The organism is Pseudarthrobacter sp. PvP090, from assembly GCF_040547365.1.
GTDB lineage: Bacteria > Actinomycetota > Actinomycetes > Actinomycetales > Micrococcaceae > Arthrobacter.
Window position 1 is genome coordinate 185,063 of record NZ_JBEPPO010000002.1, and the last position, 18,166, is coordinate 203,228.

The 18,166-nt window shown below is 66.1% G+C and carries 14 protein-coding genes and 1 tRNA gene; 4 read left to right on the forward strand and 11 right to left on the reverse strand.

All coding sequences use genetic code 11. The features are described 5' to 3' along the window. Positions 1–2 precede the first annotated feature (2 nt). The 3 genes from ABIC21_RS02755 (at position 3) to ABIC21_RS02770 (ending at position 2,543) form a co-directional block, all read left to right on the forward strand. On the forward strand, positions 3–1,232 hold the full coding sequence (locus ABIC21_RS02755) for a metal-dependent hydrolase family protein (protein WP_354348894.1): 1,230 nt from the start codon (positions 3–5) through the stop codon (positions 1,230–1,232). Positions 1,233–1,310: 78 nt separating this feature from the next. Next, positions 1,311–2,030, forward strand: a complete 720-nt coding sequence (locus tag ABIC21_RS02760) for a haloacid dehalogenase type II (RefSeq protein WP_354348895.1) — start codon at positions 1,311–1,313, stop codon at positions 2,028–2,030. 369 nt (positions 2,031–2,399) lie between these two features. Continuing rightward, entirely contained in the window at positions 2,400–2,543 is a 144-nt protein-coding gene (locus ABIC21_RS02770; RefSeq protein WP_354348896.1) for a hypothetical protein, read from the forward strand. 389 nt (positions 2,544–2,932) lie between these two features. On the opposite strand, the gene ABIC21_RS02775 is transcribed toward ABIC21_RS02770, so the two are convergent. Further along, a tRNA-Leu gene (locus ABIC21_RS02775) sits at positions 2,933–3,014 on the reverse strand. A gap of 205 nt (positions 3,015–3,219) precedes the next feature. On the opposite strand from ABIC21_RS02775, the gene ABIC21_RS02780 reads away from it, so the two are divergent. After that, positions 3,220–3,825: an ANTAR domain-containing response regulator gene (locus ABIC21_RS02780; protein WP_024368455.1), complete on the forward strand. Its 606-nt coding sequence runs from the start codon at positions 3,220–3,222 to the stop codon at positions 3,823–3,825. Between the two features lie 63 nt (positions 3,826–3,888). Here the strand turns inward: ABIC21_RS02780 and ABIC21_RS02785 are convergent, their stop codons facing one another. The 10 genes from ABIC21_RS02785 to trpB form a co-directional block, all read right to left on the reverse strand. Continuing rightward, positions 3,889–4,272 (reverse strand): DUF202 domain-containing protein, encoded by a 384-nt coding sequence (locus ABIC21_RS02785; protein ID WP_354348897.1) that lies wholly within the window; start codon positions 4,270–4,272, stop codon positions 3,889–3,891. Further along, complete coding sequence (locus ABIC21_RS02790) at positions 4,272–4,640, reverse strand: YidH family protein (protein WP_354348898.1); 369 nt, start codon at positions 4,638–4,640, stop codon at positions 4,272–4,274. The genes ABIC21_RS02785 and ABIC21_RS02790 overlap by 1 nt, the downstream gene beginning before the upstream one ends. 112 nt (positions 4,641–4,752) lie before the next feature. Next, positions 4,753–6,162, reverse strand: coding sequence for an MBL fold metallo-hydrolase (locus ABIC21_RS02795; protein WP_354348899.1), 1,410 nt, complete (start codon positions 6,160–6,162; stop codon positions 4,753–4,755). 88 nt (positions 6,163–6,250) lie between these two features. Next, positions 6,251–6,661, reverse strand: a complete 411-nt coding sequence (locus tag ABIC21_RS02800; RefSeq protein WP_354348900.1) for a rhodanese-like domain-containing protein — start codon at positions 6,659–6,661, stop codon at positions 6,251–6,253. Between the two features lie 117 nt (positions 6,662–6,778). Next, on the reverse strand, positions 6,779–8,278 hold the full coding sequence (pyk, locus tag ABIC21_RS02805) for a pyruvate kinase (protein WP_354348901.1): 1,500 nt from the start codon (positions 8,276–8,278) through the stop codon (positions 6,779–6,781). Positions 8,279–8,361: 83 nt separating this feature from the next. Then, the gene (locus ABIC21_RS02810; RefSeq protein WP_354348902.1) at positions 8,362–9,819 is read right to left on the reverse strand and encodes a glutamate synthase subunit beta; all 1,458 of its coding nucleotides are present in this window, start codon (positions 9,817–9,819) and stop codon (positions 8,362–8,364) included. After that, positions 9,812–14,422 carry a glutamate synthase large subunit gene (gene gltB, locus ABIC21_RS02815; RefSeq protein ID WP_354348903.1) on the reverse strand — a complete coding sequence of 1,537 codons (4,611 nt, stop codon included), beginning with the start codon at positions 14,420–14,422 and terminating at the stop codon, positions 9,812–9,814. The genes ABIC21_RS02810 and gltB overlap by 8 nt, the downstream gene beginning before the upstream one ends. 263 nt (positions 14,423–14,685) lie before the next feature. Beyond that, the gene (gene lgt, locus ABIC21_RS02820) at positions 14,686–15,936 is read right to left on the reverse strand and encodes a prolipoprotein diacylglyceryl transferase (protein WP_354348904.1); all 1,251 of its coding nucleotides are present in this window, start codon (positions 15,934–15,936) and stop codon (positions 14,686–14,688) included. 3 nt (positions 15,937–15,939) lie between these two features. Continuing rightward, on the reverse strand, positions 15,940–16,767 hold the full coding sequence (gene trpA, locus ABIC21_RS02825) for a tryptophan synthase subunit alpha (RefSeq protein WP_354348905.1): 828 nt from the start codon (positions 16,765–16,767) through the stop codon (positions 15,940–15,942). Continuing rightward, the gene (gene trpB / locus ABIC21_RS02830) at positions 16,764–18,080 is read right to left on the reverse strand and encodes a tryptophan synthase subunit beta (RefSeq protein ID WP_354348906.1); all 1,317 of its coding nucleotides are present in this window, start codon (positions 18,078–18,080) and stop codon (positions 16,764–16,766) included. The genes trpA and trpB overlap by 4 nt, the downstream gene beginning before the upstream one ends. Positions 18,081–18,166 lie beyond the last annotated feature (86 nt).

The following is an 18,166-nucleotide window of genomic DNA, read 5'->3' on the forward strand; positions in this document are numbered from 1 at the left end:
CAATGACCTCGAACCTACTTATCAAGAACGCGTCCTACCTCAACGTGGCTGCAGGACGCTATGAACACGGAGACATCAAAGTATCCGGAGGCTCAATCACCAACATTGGGCCTGGCCTGAAGCCAGAAGGCGAAACGGTTATTGATGCCTCCAACATGTACGTCCTACCTGGCCTGATCGACTGCCATGTCCACGTAACAGCGGCAACCGCAGATCTGGGCCAGCTTGGTGAATGGTCCCCCAACTATGCCGCGTTCAACACGGCCAAGCTCATGGGCGCCATGCTGGACCGCGGCTTCACCACTGTCCGTGACGCAGCCGGTGCAGACTTCGGACTCCACGACGCCCAGGCAGAAGGACTACTGCGTGGCCCCAAGCTGTTTTTTGGTGGCAAGGCGCTGTCACAAACCGGCGGCCACGCAGACCCCCGCTCTCGCGGACGGGAGGCCTATGACGCCGGCTACTGCTGCCCCCACATCGGCCGCTTGGCCGATGGCGTCGATGCAGTACGGCAGGCTGCTAGGGACGAGCTGCGCAAGGGCGCCCACCATATCAAGATCATGGCCGGCGGAGGTGTTGCCTCCCCAACTGACCGGATCGATTCCACTCAATACTCCCTTTCTGAAATTGAAGCTGCAGTAGAGGAAGCCACAGCCGCAAACCGTTATGTGACAGCGCACGCCTACACCGGAAGAGCGATTAACCGCGCCCTGCGCGCCGGTGTCCGCGGTATCGAGCATGGCAACCTGCTCGATGACGAGTCCCTGGAATTGTTCAAGGAGTTCAATGCATTTCTGACCATGAATCTCGTGACTTACTGGGCCTTGGAAAGGGAAGGCCGCAACTTCGGGCTTTCGCAGGAGAACTGGGAGAAGGTCGCCGCCGTTCTGGACGGCGGCTACGAGGCGTTGGGCAAAGCACACGAAGCAGGCGTGAATCTTGCCTACGGCTCCGATCTGCTCGGCGGGATGCAGGTTCATCAGGCCAAGGAATTCGCTATTCGCGGGAAAGTCATGCCCGCGATCGATGTCATCCGCAGCGCGACGACAACGGCTGCCGCACTACTGCAGCGGGAAGGCGAACTGGGCACCATTGCGGTAGGAGCGTACGGTGACTTCGTAATCACATCAGAGGACCCGCTGAACGACCTGACAGTGCTTGCTGAAACACGACTGGACTACGTGATCCAAAGTGGGGCAGTCGTGAAGAGGGGATTTTCCACCGACACCTAGAGGCCGCATAACGGACCCTTCCGATGTCGGCGGGATCACTTGCGGCTGAAGTATTCAACGGCGCCGAAGGAGGTTGGCTTGAAGTTTGCAGATTTCGACGCGCTCAGCTTCGACTGCTACGGGACACTGATTGATTGGGAAGCCGGCATAGCAAGCGTTGTGCAACCTTGGGCTTCCGCCCAAGGGTGCACACTAAACCGGGAGCAACTGCTCGCTGCTTATGCCGAGCAGGAAAGCGAAGCCGAAGCGGCATATCCAACAGAGCGCTATCCAGATATTCTGGCCAGGTCACTGGCAAAGCTGTCACAACAACTAGGGCTCACAGTAACCATGGCCGAAATGGAACGATTCGGCTTTTCAGTTCCGGACTGGCCCACTTTTCACGACAGCGCACGGGCCTTGGTGAGCCTGCAAAAGTCACACAGGCTTATCATCCTATCCAACGTGGACAGACAATCATTCGCCGCGTCCCAAGCCAAGCTGGGCGTTGATTTTGACGCAATTATCACAGCCGAAGATGTTGGCACCTACAAACCTGATCCCCGAAATTTTGAGGCTTTGACCGCAACCATCAAGAACCTTGGAATCCAGTCCGAAAAGGTATTGCACGTAGCCCAGAGTCTGTTCCACGATCACGTACCAGCGAAGGCCATTGGCCTGGCCACGGTATGGATAGACCGGAGACACGATCGCCCAGGTTGGGGAGCTACTCCCGATCCAGGAAAGAACGTCAAGCCCGACTATGTCTTTCCGTCCATGAACGCTTTCGCTGCCGCCGTGCACAAGGAGACAACATGAGGGTCACCATGCGAAGGCATCGCTTGGGGGTCGGGATAGCTTCTGCTGCCTGGACAAGGAAAGAGAGCTGTGAGGAGGACCTCGACATCAGGGCGAGCAGATAGCGGCCGCTTGAGCCCACCAGCAGCACCGGCCGGTCCTTGCCCCGCGAGTGGGCCTCTTCATACGGCACCCCATTCCAGACGACTTCGCCGGGTTCGGAGGCCGTGGGGGGATGGCGCGCACACCGACCGCTTTCAGGGCTGAGCCGGCGTTGTATAACGACGTAGTCCATGACCGCACGAAAGCACTGTGCAGCGCATCCCCAGCGGCCGAGACTGCTGACAGCGGTCATTACGTCAACCCGGTCCGAATTCATGGCCTCTTTCGATGGACAACACTCTTTGTCACGGGACGGTCCTCGTCGTCGACGGCGGCGTCCAGGTCGTCAAGGCACAGGAACCAAAAAGGAGAACGATCATAGACTCAATCAGCGTCGCCGTCATCGGCACGGGAATCATAGGTAAAACCTGATCGAATGACCAGGCTCAGCGTCCTCATGCTCAGCGCCGGATCAGTTGCCATGTCATGCCGTTCCCCCGCATTCCTGCATCAACAGGTATCAGAGCGGGAAATCCGGACCGGCCGCAAATCCAGGTCCATCCAAAGAATAATCAGCAAGTCATGTTGTACGCGGCTCTAGCCACCATGAAGAAGTGAACGCGAAAACCCGACGAAAGGACGAACGAGGATGAACTCCCAGCAGAGACCGGTACCTGGTCTGCAGTAGAGAGCTGCTCCCCTACAAAATCGAATAGGCATTCCGGGACCCCACACACCCGGAACATCAGATCAGAGGCAAGAGTGTGGACACTGTCCACACGAAAAAAGCACCAAAAAACCCCTGACCTGCGGAAACACTGTGCCCGAGGTGGGACTCGAACCCACACACCTTTCGATACCGCATTTTGAGTGCGGCGCGTCTGCCAATTCCGCCACTCGGGCGCGGAGAACACCGGTGTAATAATCGCCCCACCACAGTGCTGTGAGCAACGCGATCGCTTCCAGTGCGCGAATTTACTCTACATGCAGATAGGCTGAATTCCAGAATCGCGCCAGTGACGCCGCATCGAACCAAACCGGTCCAAGTACAGCAGCGGTGACAACCTAAGATGGTCTAGTTCCCGCCGTACCTTTCCAAGGAGTTCCCGTGTCAGAACAGACGGAGTCAAACCCCACGTCCAAGCCGGCGCGCCGCGTGGTTGTTGCCGAGGACGAGACCCTCATCCGGCTCGACATCATCGAGATCCTGCGGGGCGAGGGCTACGACGTCGTCGGCGAAGCGGACAACGGCGAGAAGGCCGTGCAGCTCGCCGAAGAACTGAAGCCGGACCTGGTCCTGATGGACGTCAAGATGCCCGTCATGGACGGCATCTCCGCCGCCGAAAAGATCGTCAAGGCCCGGATCGCGCCCGTGGTCCTGCTGACCGCGTTCAGCCAGAAGGAACTGGTGGAGCGGGCCCGCGACGCCGGCGCCATGGCCTACGTGGTGAAGCCCTTCACCCCCGCGGACCTCATCCCGGCCCTGGAAATCGCGCTTTCCCGCCACGAGGAAATCAAGGCCCTCGAAAGCGAAGTGACCGACCTGCAGGAGCAGTTCGCCACCCGCAAGCTTGTTGAGCGCGCCAAGAGCCTCCTGACCACCAAGATGGGCCTGACGGAACCGGAGGCTTTCCGCTGGATCCAGAAGACCTCGATGGACCGCCGGCTGAGCATGCGCGAGGTTGCCGAGACCATCATCAACCAGGTCAACTAGAACTCGTCTCCCCGGATCCGGGCGGCCGCACTGCAGCGGCCGTCCGGATCCGTCCGTTTAACGCTAGTGCGCAATGTGTCCGCCCAGCTGCACGGCGGTCACCAGCGCCATCACGCCGCCGCCGACGGTGACCACGGCGATGAGCGCCGGCAGCGCTCCCCCACTCAACGCCACCCGTTCACTCTCCGATGTGGTCAGAATCGTGTGGATGCGGCGGTAGCGCCTGTGCGTCAGCCCGAGCGCCACCATGGCCGCGCCGGCGCCGAGCGCGGTGGGAATGAACGCCCACAACCCCAGGATTTCGGGCAGGATGCGGAGCGCGGTCAGGGACCCGACGGCGACCGCCAGCGCCGTCCTGCGCCAGGCCAGCGCCGTGCGCTCCACCCACAGGCCGGCGTCGAACGGCCGGTCGCCCCGGCTGGCCGCCACCTCAGGACCGCCGGCCATCAGGCGAGGACGACGCCGAGGAAGACCAGGATCCCGGCGACGGACACGGCAGCACCGATCGGCAGCGTAAGCCGCGCGGGCGGCAGCGGCGTGTCGTGGCGCAGCGCCCTTTCGGTCTTCACCCAGCCGAACCAGGCCTGCAAGGGCGCGGCGATGCCGGCGACGATGAGGACCATGGACGCTGCAAGGCGGAATCCGCCCTGCAGGTTCAGCCCCAGCGCCTCCAAAGCGATACCGCTGGCAATCAGCGCCAGCGACGTCCGGATCCAAGCCAGGAACGTACGTTCATTCGCGAGGCTGAACCGGGCGTCCGGATCAGCCCCTTGGGAATACAGGGCAGCGGGAAATCGTCGTGAAGTATCTGTCATGGCTCTTTCAGGTTGCCGTGCCGGGACGAAGGGTGAGCTACGTGGCGTGGCGGCGGCCCTGTTGTGGGGGCCGCCGCCAGGGTGCCGGTCGGTTGGTTGGTGGTGGTGTGGGTTAGTTGGCGGGGACGGTTTCGCGTGCCTGCCGGTAGGCGGTCCAGGCGTTGTAGCTGCCGTCGAGTTCGACGACGTCGTACCCGGCGCGGCGCAGCGCGCTGGCCGCGACGGAGTTCCGGACCCCGCTCTGGCAGTAGGACACGATCGTGCCGTGGGCGGGGAGTTCGTCCAGGTGCCACATCACGCGGCCGCCGCTGAGCTGGTGGGAGCCCGGGATGTGCCCGGCGGTGTGCTCGGTGCGGTTGCGCACGTCCAGGATCATCGCGGCTTCGAAGCCCTCGAGCTCCTCAGGGGCGATGAGTTTCGGGGTGCTGACCGGGAGGCCCTCGATGCCGGTGACGTACCCGGCGACGTTGTCGATCCCGACCCGGACCAGGTGGTCCCACATGTCCTGCGCGGTCCCCTGGTCCGGTGCCAGGAGCACCAGCGGGTTGGGATCGGTTTCCGGGTTCACGACCCAGGCGCCGAAGCTGGCCACGGATTTGCCGGCCGGGACGTTCAGGGACCCGGTCACGGTGCCCTGGTGGACCTGGTCGTTGGACCGGGTGTCGATGAACGTCAGCGTGTCCGCGGCCAGGCCCTGCGCCACAGTAGCGAGGTCCAGTTCGGCCAGCGGGGCACGGTCGCCCATGACGGCCGGGCCCTCACGGTTCTCCCGCTTCATCCGCCCGAAGTACGCGTGCGCGTCCGGCTGGCCGTCGAGGAGCTCATCCACGAAGCCCTGCTCATCGTTCGCCGCCAGGTACGGGCCCCACCAGGCGTAGAGCCGCTCGTAGCCGACCGTGGAGGACGGGATCGCGCCCAGGGCCTTGCCGCAGGCACTGCCGGCACCGTGCGCCGGGTGGACCTGGACATAGTCCGGGAGGGTCAGGAACTTATCCCGCAGGCTCGCGAACAACTGCTTCGCACCCGCAAAGCGGGTGTCGACCCCGCCGGCGGCTTCATCCAGCAGGTCCGGACGGCCCAGGTCCCCGGAGAAGACAAAGTCACCCGAGAGCAGGTACCCGGCCTGGTCACTGAACGCGCCGTCGGTGACCAGGAACGACAGGTGCTCCGGGGTGTGGCCCGGGGTATGCAGGGCCTTGATGCTGATGTTGCCCAGCGTGATCGTGTCGCCGTCGAAGAGCCGCTCGCCCTCGAACCCGTACTGCCAGTCCGGTCCGCCCTCGCCCGAAATGTAAATCTTCGCGCCCGTCGCCGCGGCGAGCTCCCGCGTGCCGGACAGGTAATCGGCGTGGATGTGGGTCTCGGTGACCGCGACGATCTTCATGCCGTTCTTCGCCGCCAGCGCCTGGTACACCGCGATGTCCCGGCGGCCGTCCACCACCACCGCCTCACCCTTGGCCTGGCAGCCGATCAGGTAGCTGGCCTGGGCAAGATCCTCGTCATAAATGCGTTCCAGAAGCATGTGCTCTCCTTCGTAAAGAGTGGGGTCTCCCCCGTCGACTACTAACAACAATAATACCCCCGGGGGTATCTTGCAAGGCGGGCCAACATTAGCCGCGACCAGGCCTGCGCCCTGACAGCCAACCCACGAGCCGCCGCCAGCGGCCAGGCCGGGGCGTGTCCCCCAGGTCCGGGGCATAGGTCACCGGATGACCGTTGCGGTACCACTCGGTGATGCCGCCGGCGACGTTCACGACGTCGTAGCCCCGCCCGGAAAGCAGCGCGGCCGCCTGGCTGCTGCGCTTGCCGGACCCGCAGAGCAGGTAGACCGTGGTGTTCGGCACGTCCTTGAGGCGGGACGGGAGCTCATCCAGCGGAATGTTGATGCTTCCCGGAATGGAGGCGACCGCATACTCCTCCCGGCTGCGGACGTCGACCACAGCGATGCCGGGCCAGACGCCGGCGAGATCGTCCGTAGTCACGGTGCGGGTGGGGATGGGCGCGATGCCACTGTTTGCCATCAATCAATGATATACCCCCAGGGGTATTGCACCACCAGGGCGGCAAAAAAGGGAGGGTTCCCGCCGTGTGAACGGCGGGAACCCTCCCTTCTCTACAAAGACTCTGAAGCCGCGGGACTAGATCTTGCCGTTCCGCTTCTTCTTTTCCGGCCACGGGCCGAGCTTGTCCTTGGTGACTTCGGCTTCGCCGAGGCTGCCCGCGTCGGCCAGGTCGCCGACCTTGTGGACCTTCAGCATATTCGTCGAACCGGCCTTTCCGGGAGGCGAACCGGCGGCGATAACCACCATGTCGCCGTCGTCGACGAGGTCCATGTTCAGCAGGCTGCGGTCAACCTGGGCGGTCATCTCGTCGGTGTGGCCCACCATCGGGACCAGGACCGGCTGGATGCCCCAGGTCAGCGCGAGCTGGTTCCAGACATGCTCCACCGGGGTGAAGGCGAAGACCGGGCGGATCGGGCGCAGCCGTGACAGACGCCGGGCGGAGTCGCCGGACTGGGTGAAGGTACAGATGTACTTCGCATCCAGCTGGTCGGCGATCTCGACGGCGGCACGGGTGATGGCGCCGCCGCGGGTCTTGGGCTTGGTGCCCAGCGGGGGGACGCGCTCCAGGCCGTGGACCTCGGTGGATTCGATGATCCGGGCCATGGTCTTAACGGTCTCGATCGGGAACTTGCCCACGCTGGTCTCGCCCGAGAGCATGACTGCATCGGCGCCGTCGAGCACCGCGTTGGCGCAGTCGGAGGCCTCGGCGCGGGTCGGACGCGGGTTGTCGATCATGGATTCCAGCACCTGGGTTGCCACGATGACCGGCTTGGCCCAGCGGCGGGCCAGTTCAACGGCGCGCTTCTGGACGATCGGCACTTCCTCCAGCGGGAGTTCCACGCCGAGGTCGCCACGGGCCACCATGATGGCGTCGAAGGCGTCAATGATCTCGGGGAGCTGCTCCACGGCCTGCGGCTTCTCGATCTTGGCGATGACCGGCACGCGGCGGCCTTCTTCGTCCATGATCTCGTGGACGCGCTTGATGTCCGAGGCATCGCGGACGAAGGAGAGGGCCACCATGTCCACGCCGCGGCGCATGGCCCAGCGGAGATCGTCCTCGTCCTTTTCGCTCAGCGCCGGCACGTTGACGGCAACGCCGGGCAGGTTGATGCCCTTGTTGTTCGACACGTAGCCGCCGACGATGACCTGGGCGACGACCTTGACCTCGTCGACGTCGATCGCGCGGAGGGCGACCTTGCCGTCGTCGATCAGGAGCGCGTCGCCGGGCTTGACGTCCTCGGTGAGGCTCTTGAGCGTCGTGGAGCAGATGTCCTTGGTGCCCGGGACGTCGTCGGTGGTGATGGTGAAGGTGTCGCCGACGGCCAGCAGGTGCGGCCCGTCCACGAACCGGCCGAGGCGGATCTTCGGCCCCTGCAGGTCGGCCATGATGGCGACCGGCTTGCCGAGCTGCCCGGCAGCCTTGCGGACGTTCTCGTACGTGGTGTCGTGCACGGCGTAGTCGCCGTGGCTCATGTTCATGCGGGCCACGTCGACGCCGGCTTCGAGTACGGCGAGAGTGTTCTCGAAGCTCGCGATTGCCGGTCCGAAGGTGGCCACTATTTTAGCGCGTCTCATATACCTACCCTAGTAGTCGATTGCATGGATGAAGTTGTTGGCGGAATGTGACCGTCGCCGGCCAGCGGTGAAGCAGCTGCGGCCTACAGGACGGCCATGGCCCGGTCGGTCGGCGCCACGGGAGCCGGAAGGATGGTGCTGCCCATCAGGAACTTGTCCACCGCGGCGGCGCAGGCGCGCCCCTCGGCGATGGCCCACACGATGAGCGACTGTCCGCGGCCGGCGTCTCCGGCGACGAAGATGCCTTCCGTGTTGGTCATGTAGTAGCCGTCGCGGGCCACGTTGCCGCGGCCGTCGAACTCGGCGCTGACCTGCTCAGTGATCCCTGCCGGTTCCGGACCGGTGAAGCCCAGGGACAGGAAGACCAGGTCCGCCGGGATGATCCGCTCGGTGCCGGCCTTGGGGAGGCGCTTGCCGTCGACGAATTCCGTCTCGGCCACCTTCACGCCGGTCAGCTTGCCGTTCTCGCCGACGAACTCCACGGTCGAGGCGAGGTAGGTGCGTTCGCCGCCTTCCTCGTGGGCGCTGGCAACTTCGAACAGGGTGGGGAACGTCGGCCACGGCTGGTGGCTGGCGCGCTCCGCCGGCGGCTGCTTGCCGATCGCGAGGGTGGTGACGGACGCGGCCTGGTGCCGGTGCGCGGTGCCGAGGCAGTCCGCGCCGGTGTCGCCGCCGCCGAGGATGACAACGTGCTTGCCGCCGGCGTTGATCTGGTTCTCGACCGTCTCCCCCGCCACCACACGGTTGGCCGGGACGAGGTAGTCCATCGCGAAGTGCACACCCTCGAGCTCGCGGCCCGGAATCGGCAGGTCACGCGGGACGGTGGCGCCGGTGGCGACCACGACGGCGTCGTACCGGCGGCGCAGCTGCTCCCAGGTCACGTCCGTGCCGACGGCGACGCCGGTCCGGAAGCGGGTGCCCTCGGCCTTCATCTGCTCCAGGCGGCGGTCCACGTGCTCTTTTTCCATCTTGAAATCGGGGATCCCGTACCGCAGGAGGCCGCCGATCTTGTCATCGCGCTCGTAGACGGCGACGGTGTGGCCCACCCGGGTCAACTGCTGCGCGACGGCGAGCCCGGCGGGGCCGGAGCCAACGACGGCGACCGTCTTGCCGCTGAGGCGCGCCGGCGGCAGCGGGTTGACCCAGCCGTTCTCGAACGCCTGGTCCACGATCGAGACCTCGACCTGCTTGATGGTCACGGCCGGCTGGTTGATGCCCAGCACGCAGGACGCCTCGCAGGGGGCCGGGCAGAGCCGGCCGGTGAACTCGGGGAAGTTGTTGGTGGCGTGCAGCCGCTCCATCGCCTCCTCGCCCTTGTCCCGCCAGATGAGGTCATTCCACTCCGGAATGAGGTTGCCCAGCGGGCAGCCCTGGTGGCAGAACGGCACGCCGCAGTCCATGCAGCGGCCGGCCTGCGCCTTCAGGACACCCTTTTCCTGGGCCTCATAGACTTCCTTCCAGTCCATGATGCGGACCGGAACGGGACGGCGGGGCTGGGTTTCGCGCTGACGTACTTTCAGAAATCCGCGTGGATCAGCCACCGGTCACCTCCAGGATTCGAGACCAAACTTCTTCGCCGTCGGGGTCAAGGCCCTCTTCGATGGCGTCGAGACGGGTTTGCAGGACAGCCGCGTAGTCGCGCGGCAGCACCTTGGTTATGCGGGCTGCGGTGTCGTCGAAGTTCTCCAGCAGCCGTGCCGCGAGCAGCGACTCGGTCTCCTCGGAGTGCTTCAGGAGCAGCCCATGGACAATCTCGCGGTCCTCGGCGTCCAGTTCGCGCAGCTGCAGCTCACCGGCTTCGAGGGCCTGCTTGTTGACGCGCTCGGTCTGCAGGTCCAGCACGTAGGCCGTGCCGCCGGACATGCCGGCACCGAAGTTCCGGCCGGTGCGCCCGATGATGAGCGTCTGGCCGCCGGTCATGTACTCGCAGCCGTGGTCGCCGATGCCTTCGACCACCGCTGTGGCGCCGGAGTTGCGGACCAGGAAGCGTTCGCCGACCTGGCCGCGCAGGTACATCTCGCCGCTCGTGGCGCCGTAGCCGATCACGTTGCCGGCGATCACATTGCGCTCGGCCGGGAACACGTTGGTGCGGTCCGGCCGGACGATGATGCGCCCGCCGGAGAGGCCCTTGCCGACATAGTCGTTGGAGTCACCGAACATCCGCAGCGTGATGCCGGCCGGCAGGAACGCGCCGAGCGACTGGCCGGCGGTGCCGGTCAGCGTGATGTCGATGGTGTCCGTCGCCAGCACGTCCGTGCTGAAGGTCTTGGTGACCATATGGCCCAGCATCGTGCCGACGGAGCGGTCCGTGTTGATGACGTCGACGGCGATCTTGACCGGTGTGCGGTCGCTCAGGGCTTCCGCGGCCATCACCATGAGGCGCTGGTCGAAGTGCTTGTCCAGCTCGTGGTTCTGGCCGGTGAGGTTGCGCAGCGGGGCGTCGTCGTCGAACTCGAGCCCGTGCAGGATCGGGTCCAGGTCCAGCCCTTCGGCCTTCCAGTGGTTGATCGCCTCGCGGGTGTCGAGCATTTCGGCGTGGCCGATCGCTTCCTCGATGCTCCGGAAGCCAAGCTCGGCCAGGATCTCGCGGACTTCCTCGGCGAGGAATTCGAAGAAGTTGACCACGAATTCCGGCTTGCCGTTGAAGCGGGAGCGGAGCTCCGGGTTCTGCGTCGCGACGCCCACCGGGCAGGTGTCGAGGTGGCAGACGCGCATCATGATGCAGCCGGAGACCACCAGCGGGGCGGTGGCGAAACCGAACTCCTCGCCGCCGAGCAGCGCGGCGATCACCACGTCGCGGCCGGTCTTGAGCTGGCCGTCGACCTGCACCACCACGCGGTCGCGCAGGCCGTTGAGCATGAGCGTCTGCTGCGTTTCGGCGAGACCCAGCTCCCACGGCACACCGGCATGCTTGAGCGAGTTCAGCGGCGAGGCGCCGGTGCCGCCGTCGTGCCCGGACACCAGGACGACGTCGGCCTTGGCCTTCGTGACGCCGGCGGCCACCGTGCCGATCCCGACCTCGGAGACCAGCTTGACGTGCACCCGCGCCGAGGGGTTGGCCCGCTTCGCGTCGTAGATCAGCTGGGCGAGGTCCTCGATCGAGTAGATGTCATGGTGCGGGGGCGGGGAAATGAGCCCGACGCCGGGCGTCGAGTGCCGCGTCCGGGCCACCCAGGGGTAGACCTTCTGCGCCATCAGCTGGCCGCCTTCGCCGGGCTTGGCACCCTGCGCCATCTTGATCTGGATGTCATCGGCGTTGGTCAGGTACAGGCTGGTCACGCCGAACCGGCCGGACGCGATCTGCTTGACCGCCGAACGGCGCGTCGGATCGAGCAGCCGGTCCACGTCCTCGCCGCCTTCACCGGTGTTGGACTTGCCGCCCAGCCGGTTCATGGCGATCGCGAGGGTTTCGTGGGCCTCCTGCGAGATGGAGCCGTAGCTCATCGCGCCGGTGGAGAACCGCTTGACGATGCTGGAGACGGACTCCACTTCCTCGAGCGGGACCGCGGGGCGCAGCCCGGCCTTGAACTTCAGCAGCCCGCGCAGGGTCATGAGGTTCTCGGACTGGTCGTCCACACCGCGGGTATAGGACTTGAAGATGTCGTAGCGGCGCTCACGCGTGGCGTGCTGCAGCCGGAACACGGTCTCCGGGTTGAACAGGTGCGGTTCGCCGTCGCGGCGCCACTGGTACTCGCCGCCGCCCATCAGGGCCTGGTGGGGCTGCTCGATGCCGTTCTCGGGATACGCCATCCGGTGGCGTGCCGCGACCTCGGCCGCGATGACGTCGAGTCCGACGCCGCCGAGCTGGGAGTGCGTGCCGGCGAAGTACTCGTCCACCAGGTCCTGGCCGAGGCCCAGGGCCTCGAAGGTCTGGGCTCCGGTGTAGGAGGCCACGGTGGAGATGCCCATCTTGGACATGATCTTCAGGACGCCCTTGCCGAGGCCCTTGATCAGGTTGTAGACGCCGTCCTGCGGGGTGACCCCGAGGACGTCGCCGGTGGAGATCAGCTGCTCCACGGACTCCATGGCCAGGTACGGGTTCACGGCGGAGGCGCCGTAGCCGATGAGCACGGCCACGTGGTGTGTTTCGCGGACGTCGCCGGCCTCGACCACCAGGGCGGTCTTGGTGCGGTTGGCGCTGCGCAGCAGGTGGTGGTGCACGGCGCTGACCAGCAGCAGGGACGGGATCGGCGCCCACTGGGCGTTCGAGTCACGGTCCGAGAGCACCACGTACTGGACGCCGCGGTTGATGGCGCCGGACACCTGCTCGCAGATTTCGGTCAGCCGGGCGCGCAGCGCGTTCTCGCCGCCCTCGGGGCGGTAGAGGCCGCGGACCTTCATGGCGACCTTGTCGCCGTCGGCGTTCTCGATGTTCGCGATCTTGGCGAGCTGGTCGTTGTTGATCACGGGGAACGGCAGCGAAACCTGCGGCTGGCGGACCTGCTTGGTGTCCAGCAGGTTGCCGTTGGGTCCGATTGCGCAGGTCAGCGACGTGACGAGTTCCTCGCGGATGGCGTCCAGCGGCGGGTTGGTGACCTGCGCGAAGGACTGCACGAAGTAGTCGAACAGCAGCCGGGGCCGCTTCGAGAGCACGGCAACGGGGGTGTCCGAGCCCATGGCGCCGAGCGGTTCGGCGCCGGTGCGGGCCATCGGGCCGAGCAGGATCTTCAGTTCCTCGGTGGTGTAGCCGAAGGTGCGCTGGCGGATGTTGACCGACGCCGCGGTGTGCACGACGTGCTCGCGCTCGGGCAGGTCCTTGAGGTCGATCAGGTTTTCCTTGAGCCAGTCGGCCCAGGGGTTGGCTGCCGCGACCTCGGCCTTGACCTCGGCGTCGTCGATGATCCGGCCGGCTTCGGTGTCCACGAGGAACATCTTGCCGGGTGAGACGCGGCCCTTCTTGACCACCTTGGAGGGTTCGACGTCGATCACGCCGACCTCGGAGGCGAAGATGATCAGGCCGTCCTCGGTGATCCAGAACCGGCCGGGGCGCAGCCCGTTGCGGTCGAGGGTGGCGCCGACGAGGTTGCCGTCGGTGAAGGACACGGCGGCGGGGCCGTCCCACGGTTCCATCAGCAGCGAGTGGTACTCGTAGAAGGCGCGGCGGGCCGGATCCATCGTGGCGTGGTTTTCCCAGGCCTCGGGGATCATCATCATGATCGAGTGCGTGATGGGCCGGCCGGAGAGCCAGAGCAGTTCCGCGACCTCGTCGAAGGACGCCGAGTCGGAAGCGCCCGGGGTGCAGATCGGGTACAGCTCCTCGGGCGAGTCCCCCAGCAGCGGGTTGGCGAGCTGCGACTGGCGGGCCCGCATCCAGTTCCGGTTGCCCTTGACCGTGTTGATTTCGCCGTTGTGGGCGATGGTCCGGAACGGCTGGGCCAGCGGCCAGGACGGGAAGGTGTTGGTGGAGAAGCGCGAGTGGACGATCGCGAGCTTGGTCTTGAAGCGCTTGTCCGAGAGGTCCGGGTAGAACGGCTCAAGCTGGGCGGTCGTCAGCATGCCCTTGTAGACGATGGTCCGGGAGGACAGCGACGGGAAGTACACGCCGAACTTGTTCTGCGCCCGCTTCCGGATGCGCCAGGCGCGCGAGTCGAGTTCGTTGCGCTCCAGCACTTCCCCGGTGCTGGAGGCAAAGAACGGCTGCGAGAAGTAGGGCATGCAGGCCCGGGCCATCGCCCCGACGAGGTCGGCGACGATCGGCACTTCGCGCCAGCCGAGGACCTTGAGGCCCTCGTCGGCGGCAAGGCCTTCGATGCCGGCCTTGGCGGCGTCGGATTCGCGCTGCTCCGCGGGGAGGAACGCGGTGCCCGCCACAAACTGGCCGGGGGCGGGAAGTTCGAAGTCGGTCACGGCGCGGAAGAATTCGTCCGGGATCTGCATGAGCAGCCCGGCGCCGTCGCCGGTGCCTTCGTCGGCGCCCACGGCACCGCGGTGCTCGAGGTTGCGCAGGGCGGTCAGGGCGGCGTCAACGATGTCGTAACCCGGCTCCCCCCGCAGCGTGGCGATGATGGCGAGGCCGCAGGCGTCCTTTTCCTGCTCGGGGTTGTAGAGCCCGGCCGCTTCGGGAAGCGCAGCGAAGCGCTTGAAAGGTGAGATGGCGGCCTGCTGGGGCTCGGACCAACTGGGGCTGTGCAGGGTTTGGGTCATGGGAGACGTCCTTCCTCCTGATCGTGCGTATGGGAGGGACAACATTGGCCCGGATCGGTGCGCCGGTGTGACGGGCACAACAAAGTGTTTTCTTATTCGAATTGTAGGCCAGGGCCGCGTCCTGCACTAACAGTTACGCGACCGCCGTCCCGGGTTTGCGCGAACCGCAACTGTCTGCAGTCCGCCGCACTCCCTGCTGCCACGACGCTGTGGATACGGGCTCTGCGAGGGGTGACTCCGCGGCCCGGTTTGCCGGGGCTGAGCTACTTGGTGCCCTCAGCTTCCGGAGCGGTTCCGGTGGCCTGGTGGCCGGGTGCTCCGGCCGCCGGTACTCCGGTGGCGGGCTTGGTGCCGCCGGTGGATTCCTTTGACGCTTCAGCTGGGGCGGAAACGTGGCCTGGACCGCTTTGGTTATCAGGGAGATTATCACGCGATTCACTATCTGAGACAGCAGAATCCGAATGGCGGACATTACCGTGGGAAGAACCAGCGTCGGCCGGAACGGTGGCCGGCACCTTGTTTTCGGTGGCCGGGACCTTGTTTTCCGTGTCCGTGCCGGAGTTTTCGGTGCCGGAGTTTTCGGTGCCGGAGTCTTCCGCGCTAGCGGCGGATGGTTCGTGGCCCGGAAGGTAGACCGTGTCGGGCTCCGTGCGCTTGCGCAGGCCCAGGATGATGAACGCGGCCAGCGCGCCCAGCAGGACGAAGATGCTGGTCCACACGTTCAGCCGGGTGGTGATGCCGAAGAGGTTGATCTGCTCGGCGTCGTCAATCCGCATCGCTTCGATCCAGACCCGGCCCAGCGTGTAGTAGACCGCGTACAGGCAGAACAGGCGGCCGCGGCGGAACCGGAACTTGCGGTCGAGCAGCAGCAGGATGCCGACGCCGGCCAGGTTCCAGAGGGACTCGTAGAGGAAGGTCGGGTGGAAGAGTGTCTCCGCGGCCATGCCGGGCGGGAAGTTCGGGTTGTCGGCGTCGATCTGCAGGCCCCACGGCAGGGTGGTGGGCCCGCCGAAGAGTTCCTGGTTGAAGTAGTTGCCCCAGCGGCCGATCGCCTGCGCCAGCAGCAGGCCGGGAGCGGCGGCGTCGAGGAAGGCGCTGAGTTTGACGCCGGCCTTGCGGCAGCCGATCCACGCGCCCACGGCGCCCAGCAGCACGGCGCCCCAGATGCCCAGCCCGCCGCGCTGGAGCTGCGGGATCAGGGACAGGTCACCGGTGCCGTCGAAGCCGGGGCCGAAGTACGCGTCCGGTGAGGACACCACGTGGTAGAGCCTGCCGCCGATGATGCCGAACGGGATGGCCCAGATGGCGATGTCCCAGACGCTGCCTTCCGGGGCGCCGCGCTTGGACCAGCGCACGGAGGTGAGCCAGAGGCCGGCGATGATGCCGAGCAGGATGCACAGGGCGTAGGCGTGGATGCGCAGTGACCCCCACGGCAGCGGGATGTCGAAGCCGGACCAGTCCGGGCTTTCAATAACCGCGGGGATCATCGCCGCCGCGTGGAGGACTGACTGCATTGCTTAGGCTTCTTCCCTGGTAAGGCCGGTGCTGAGGTCTTTCGTCAAGGACGCTACCGCATCCACGCCGCCGTCGCCGATGGCCACGACCAGCGCGGTGCCGACAATCACGCCGTCCGCGTAGGCGGCGATTTCGCGGACCTGGTCCGCGTTGGACACACCCAGCCCGACGCAGACGCGTTCGGCGCCGGCGGCGTGCGCGGCGGCCACAACGTCCTTCGCCGCCGAGCTGACCGAGGTGCGGGCGCCGGTGACGCCCATGATCGACACCGCGTAGACGAAGCCGCGGCTTGCCTCCACGGTGCGCTTCATCCGCTCGGGCGAGGAGGACGGGGCCACCAGGAACACCCGGTCCAGGCCGTATTTGTCCGAGGCCGCCATCCATTCCGACGCCTCGTCCGGGATCAGGTCCGGGGTGATGAGCCCGGCGCCCCCGGCTTCGGCCAGCTGGCGGGAAAATTCGTCCACGCCCATCCGGACCACGGGGTTCCAGTAGGTCATGACCAGTACGGCGGCGTCGGTCTTGCTGGTGATGCCGCGGACGACGTCGAAGACCTGTTTGACGTGGAAGCCCTTGGCGAGGGCCTCCGTGGTCGCGGCCTGGATGACCAGGCCGTCCATGACCGGGTCGGAGTACGGGATGCCGATTTCGATCAGGTCCGCGCCGTTTTCCGCGAGGGCGATGCCGGCCGCGATGGTCTCCTCGACGCTCGGGTAGCCGGCGGGCAGGTATCCGATCAGGGCCGCGCGGCCCTGGGCTTTGGCGCGGTCAATGGCCGCTGCCGATTTGCTGGCGGCCGGGGCGGTTCCCGGGTCCTGGACGGTGCTCACAGCTGCTCCCCCTCTTTGGCGATCTCGTGTTCAGGTGAATCCTTGTCCAGCAGATCGAACCATTCCGCGGCGGTGGCCACGTCCTTGTCGCCGCGGCCGGAGAGGTTCACGAGCACGATCTTCTCTGATGCATCACCTTCGGCGGCCAGCCGCCGGCCGACCTTGATGGCGCCGGCCAGGGCGTGTGCGGACTCGATGGCCGGGATGATGCCCTCGGTGCGGCAGAGCAGCCGGAACGCGTCCATGGCCTCGCTGTCCGTGATGGGCTCGTAGCTGACGCGTCCGATGTCCGCGAGGTAGGAGTGCTCCGGGCCGACGCCGGGGTAGTCCAGGCCCGCCGAGATGGAGTGCGATTCGATGGTCTGGCCGTCGTCGTCCTGCATGAGGTAGGAGCGGGCGCCGTGCAGCACGCCGGGCTTGCCGAGCGTGATGGTGGCGGCATGGCGGCCGGTTTCGACGCCGTCGCCGCCGGCCTCGAAGCCGTAGATCTTGACCGACGGATCGTCCAGGAAGCCGTGGAAGATGCCGATCGCGTTGGAACCGCCGCCGATGCAGGCGCAGACGGCGTCGGGCAGGCGGCCGGTCTGCTCCAGGATCTGGGCGCGGGCCTCCTCGCCGATGACCTCGTGGAAGTAGCGGACCATGGCCGGGAACGGGTGCGCCCCGGCGGCGGTGCCCAGCAGGTAGTGCGTGTTGTCCACATTGGCGACCCAGTCGCGGAGCGCCTCGTTGATGGCGTCCTTGAGCGTCTGGGACCCGTTGGTCACCGGGATGACGGTGGCCCCGAGGAGCTCCATCCGGGCCACGTTGAGGGCCTGCCGGCGGCAGTCCTCCGCGCCCATGTACACGACGCATTCCAGGCCCATCAGGGCGGCGGCGGTGGCGCTGGCGACGCCGTGCTGCCCGGCGCCGGTCTCCGCGATGACGCGGGTCTTGCCCATCCGCTTGGCCAGCAGCGCCTGGCCCAGCACGTTGTTGATCTTGTGCGAGCCGGTGTGGTTGAGGTCCTCGCGCTTGAGGAAAATCCGCACGCCGCCGGCGTGCTCGGCGAAGCGCTTGGCCTCGGTCAGCAGTGAAGGCCGGCCGGAGTAGTTCTTGTTCAGCTCCGCGATCTGCGCGGTGAACTCGGGATCCGCCTTGGCTTTTTCGAAGGTGTCCTCCAGCTCATCCAGGGCTGCGATGAGTGACTCGGGCATCCATCGGCCGCCGTAGGAGCCGAAGTAGGGTCCGGGGGCGTGCCGCAGGGATTCTCCACCCTGCAGGAACGCGTCCACGGCGCTTTCGTCTGAGCCGGCTGCTGGCGCATCGACCATCAGTCTCACCATCCTGTTCCACTGTTTATTAGATCTGGGTGCTGCACGGAAGCGACGCAGGCGTCCTGCCGGGCGTCGCCCGGCAG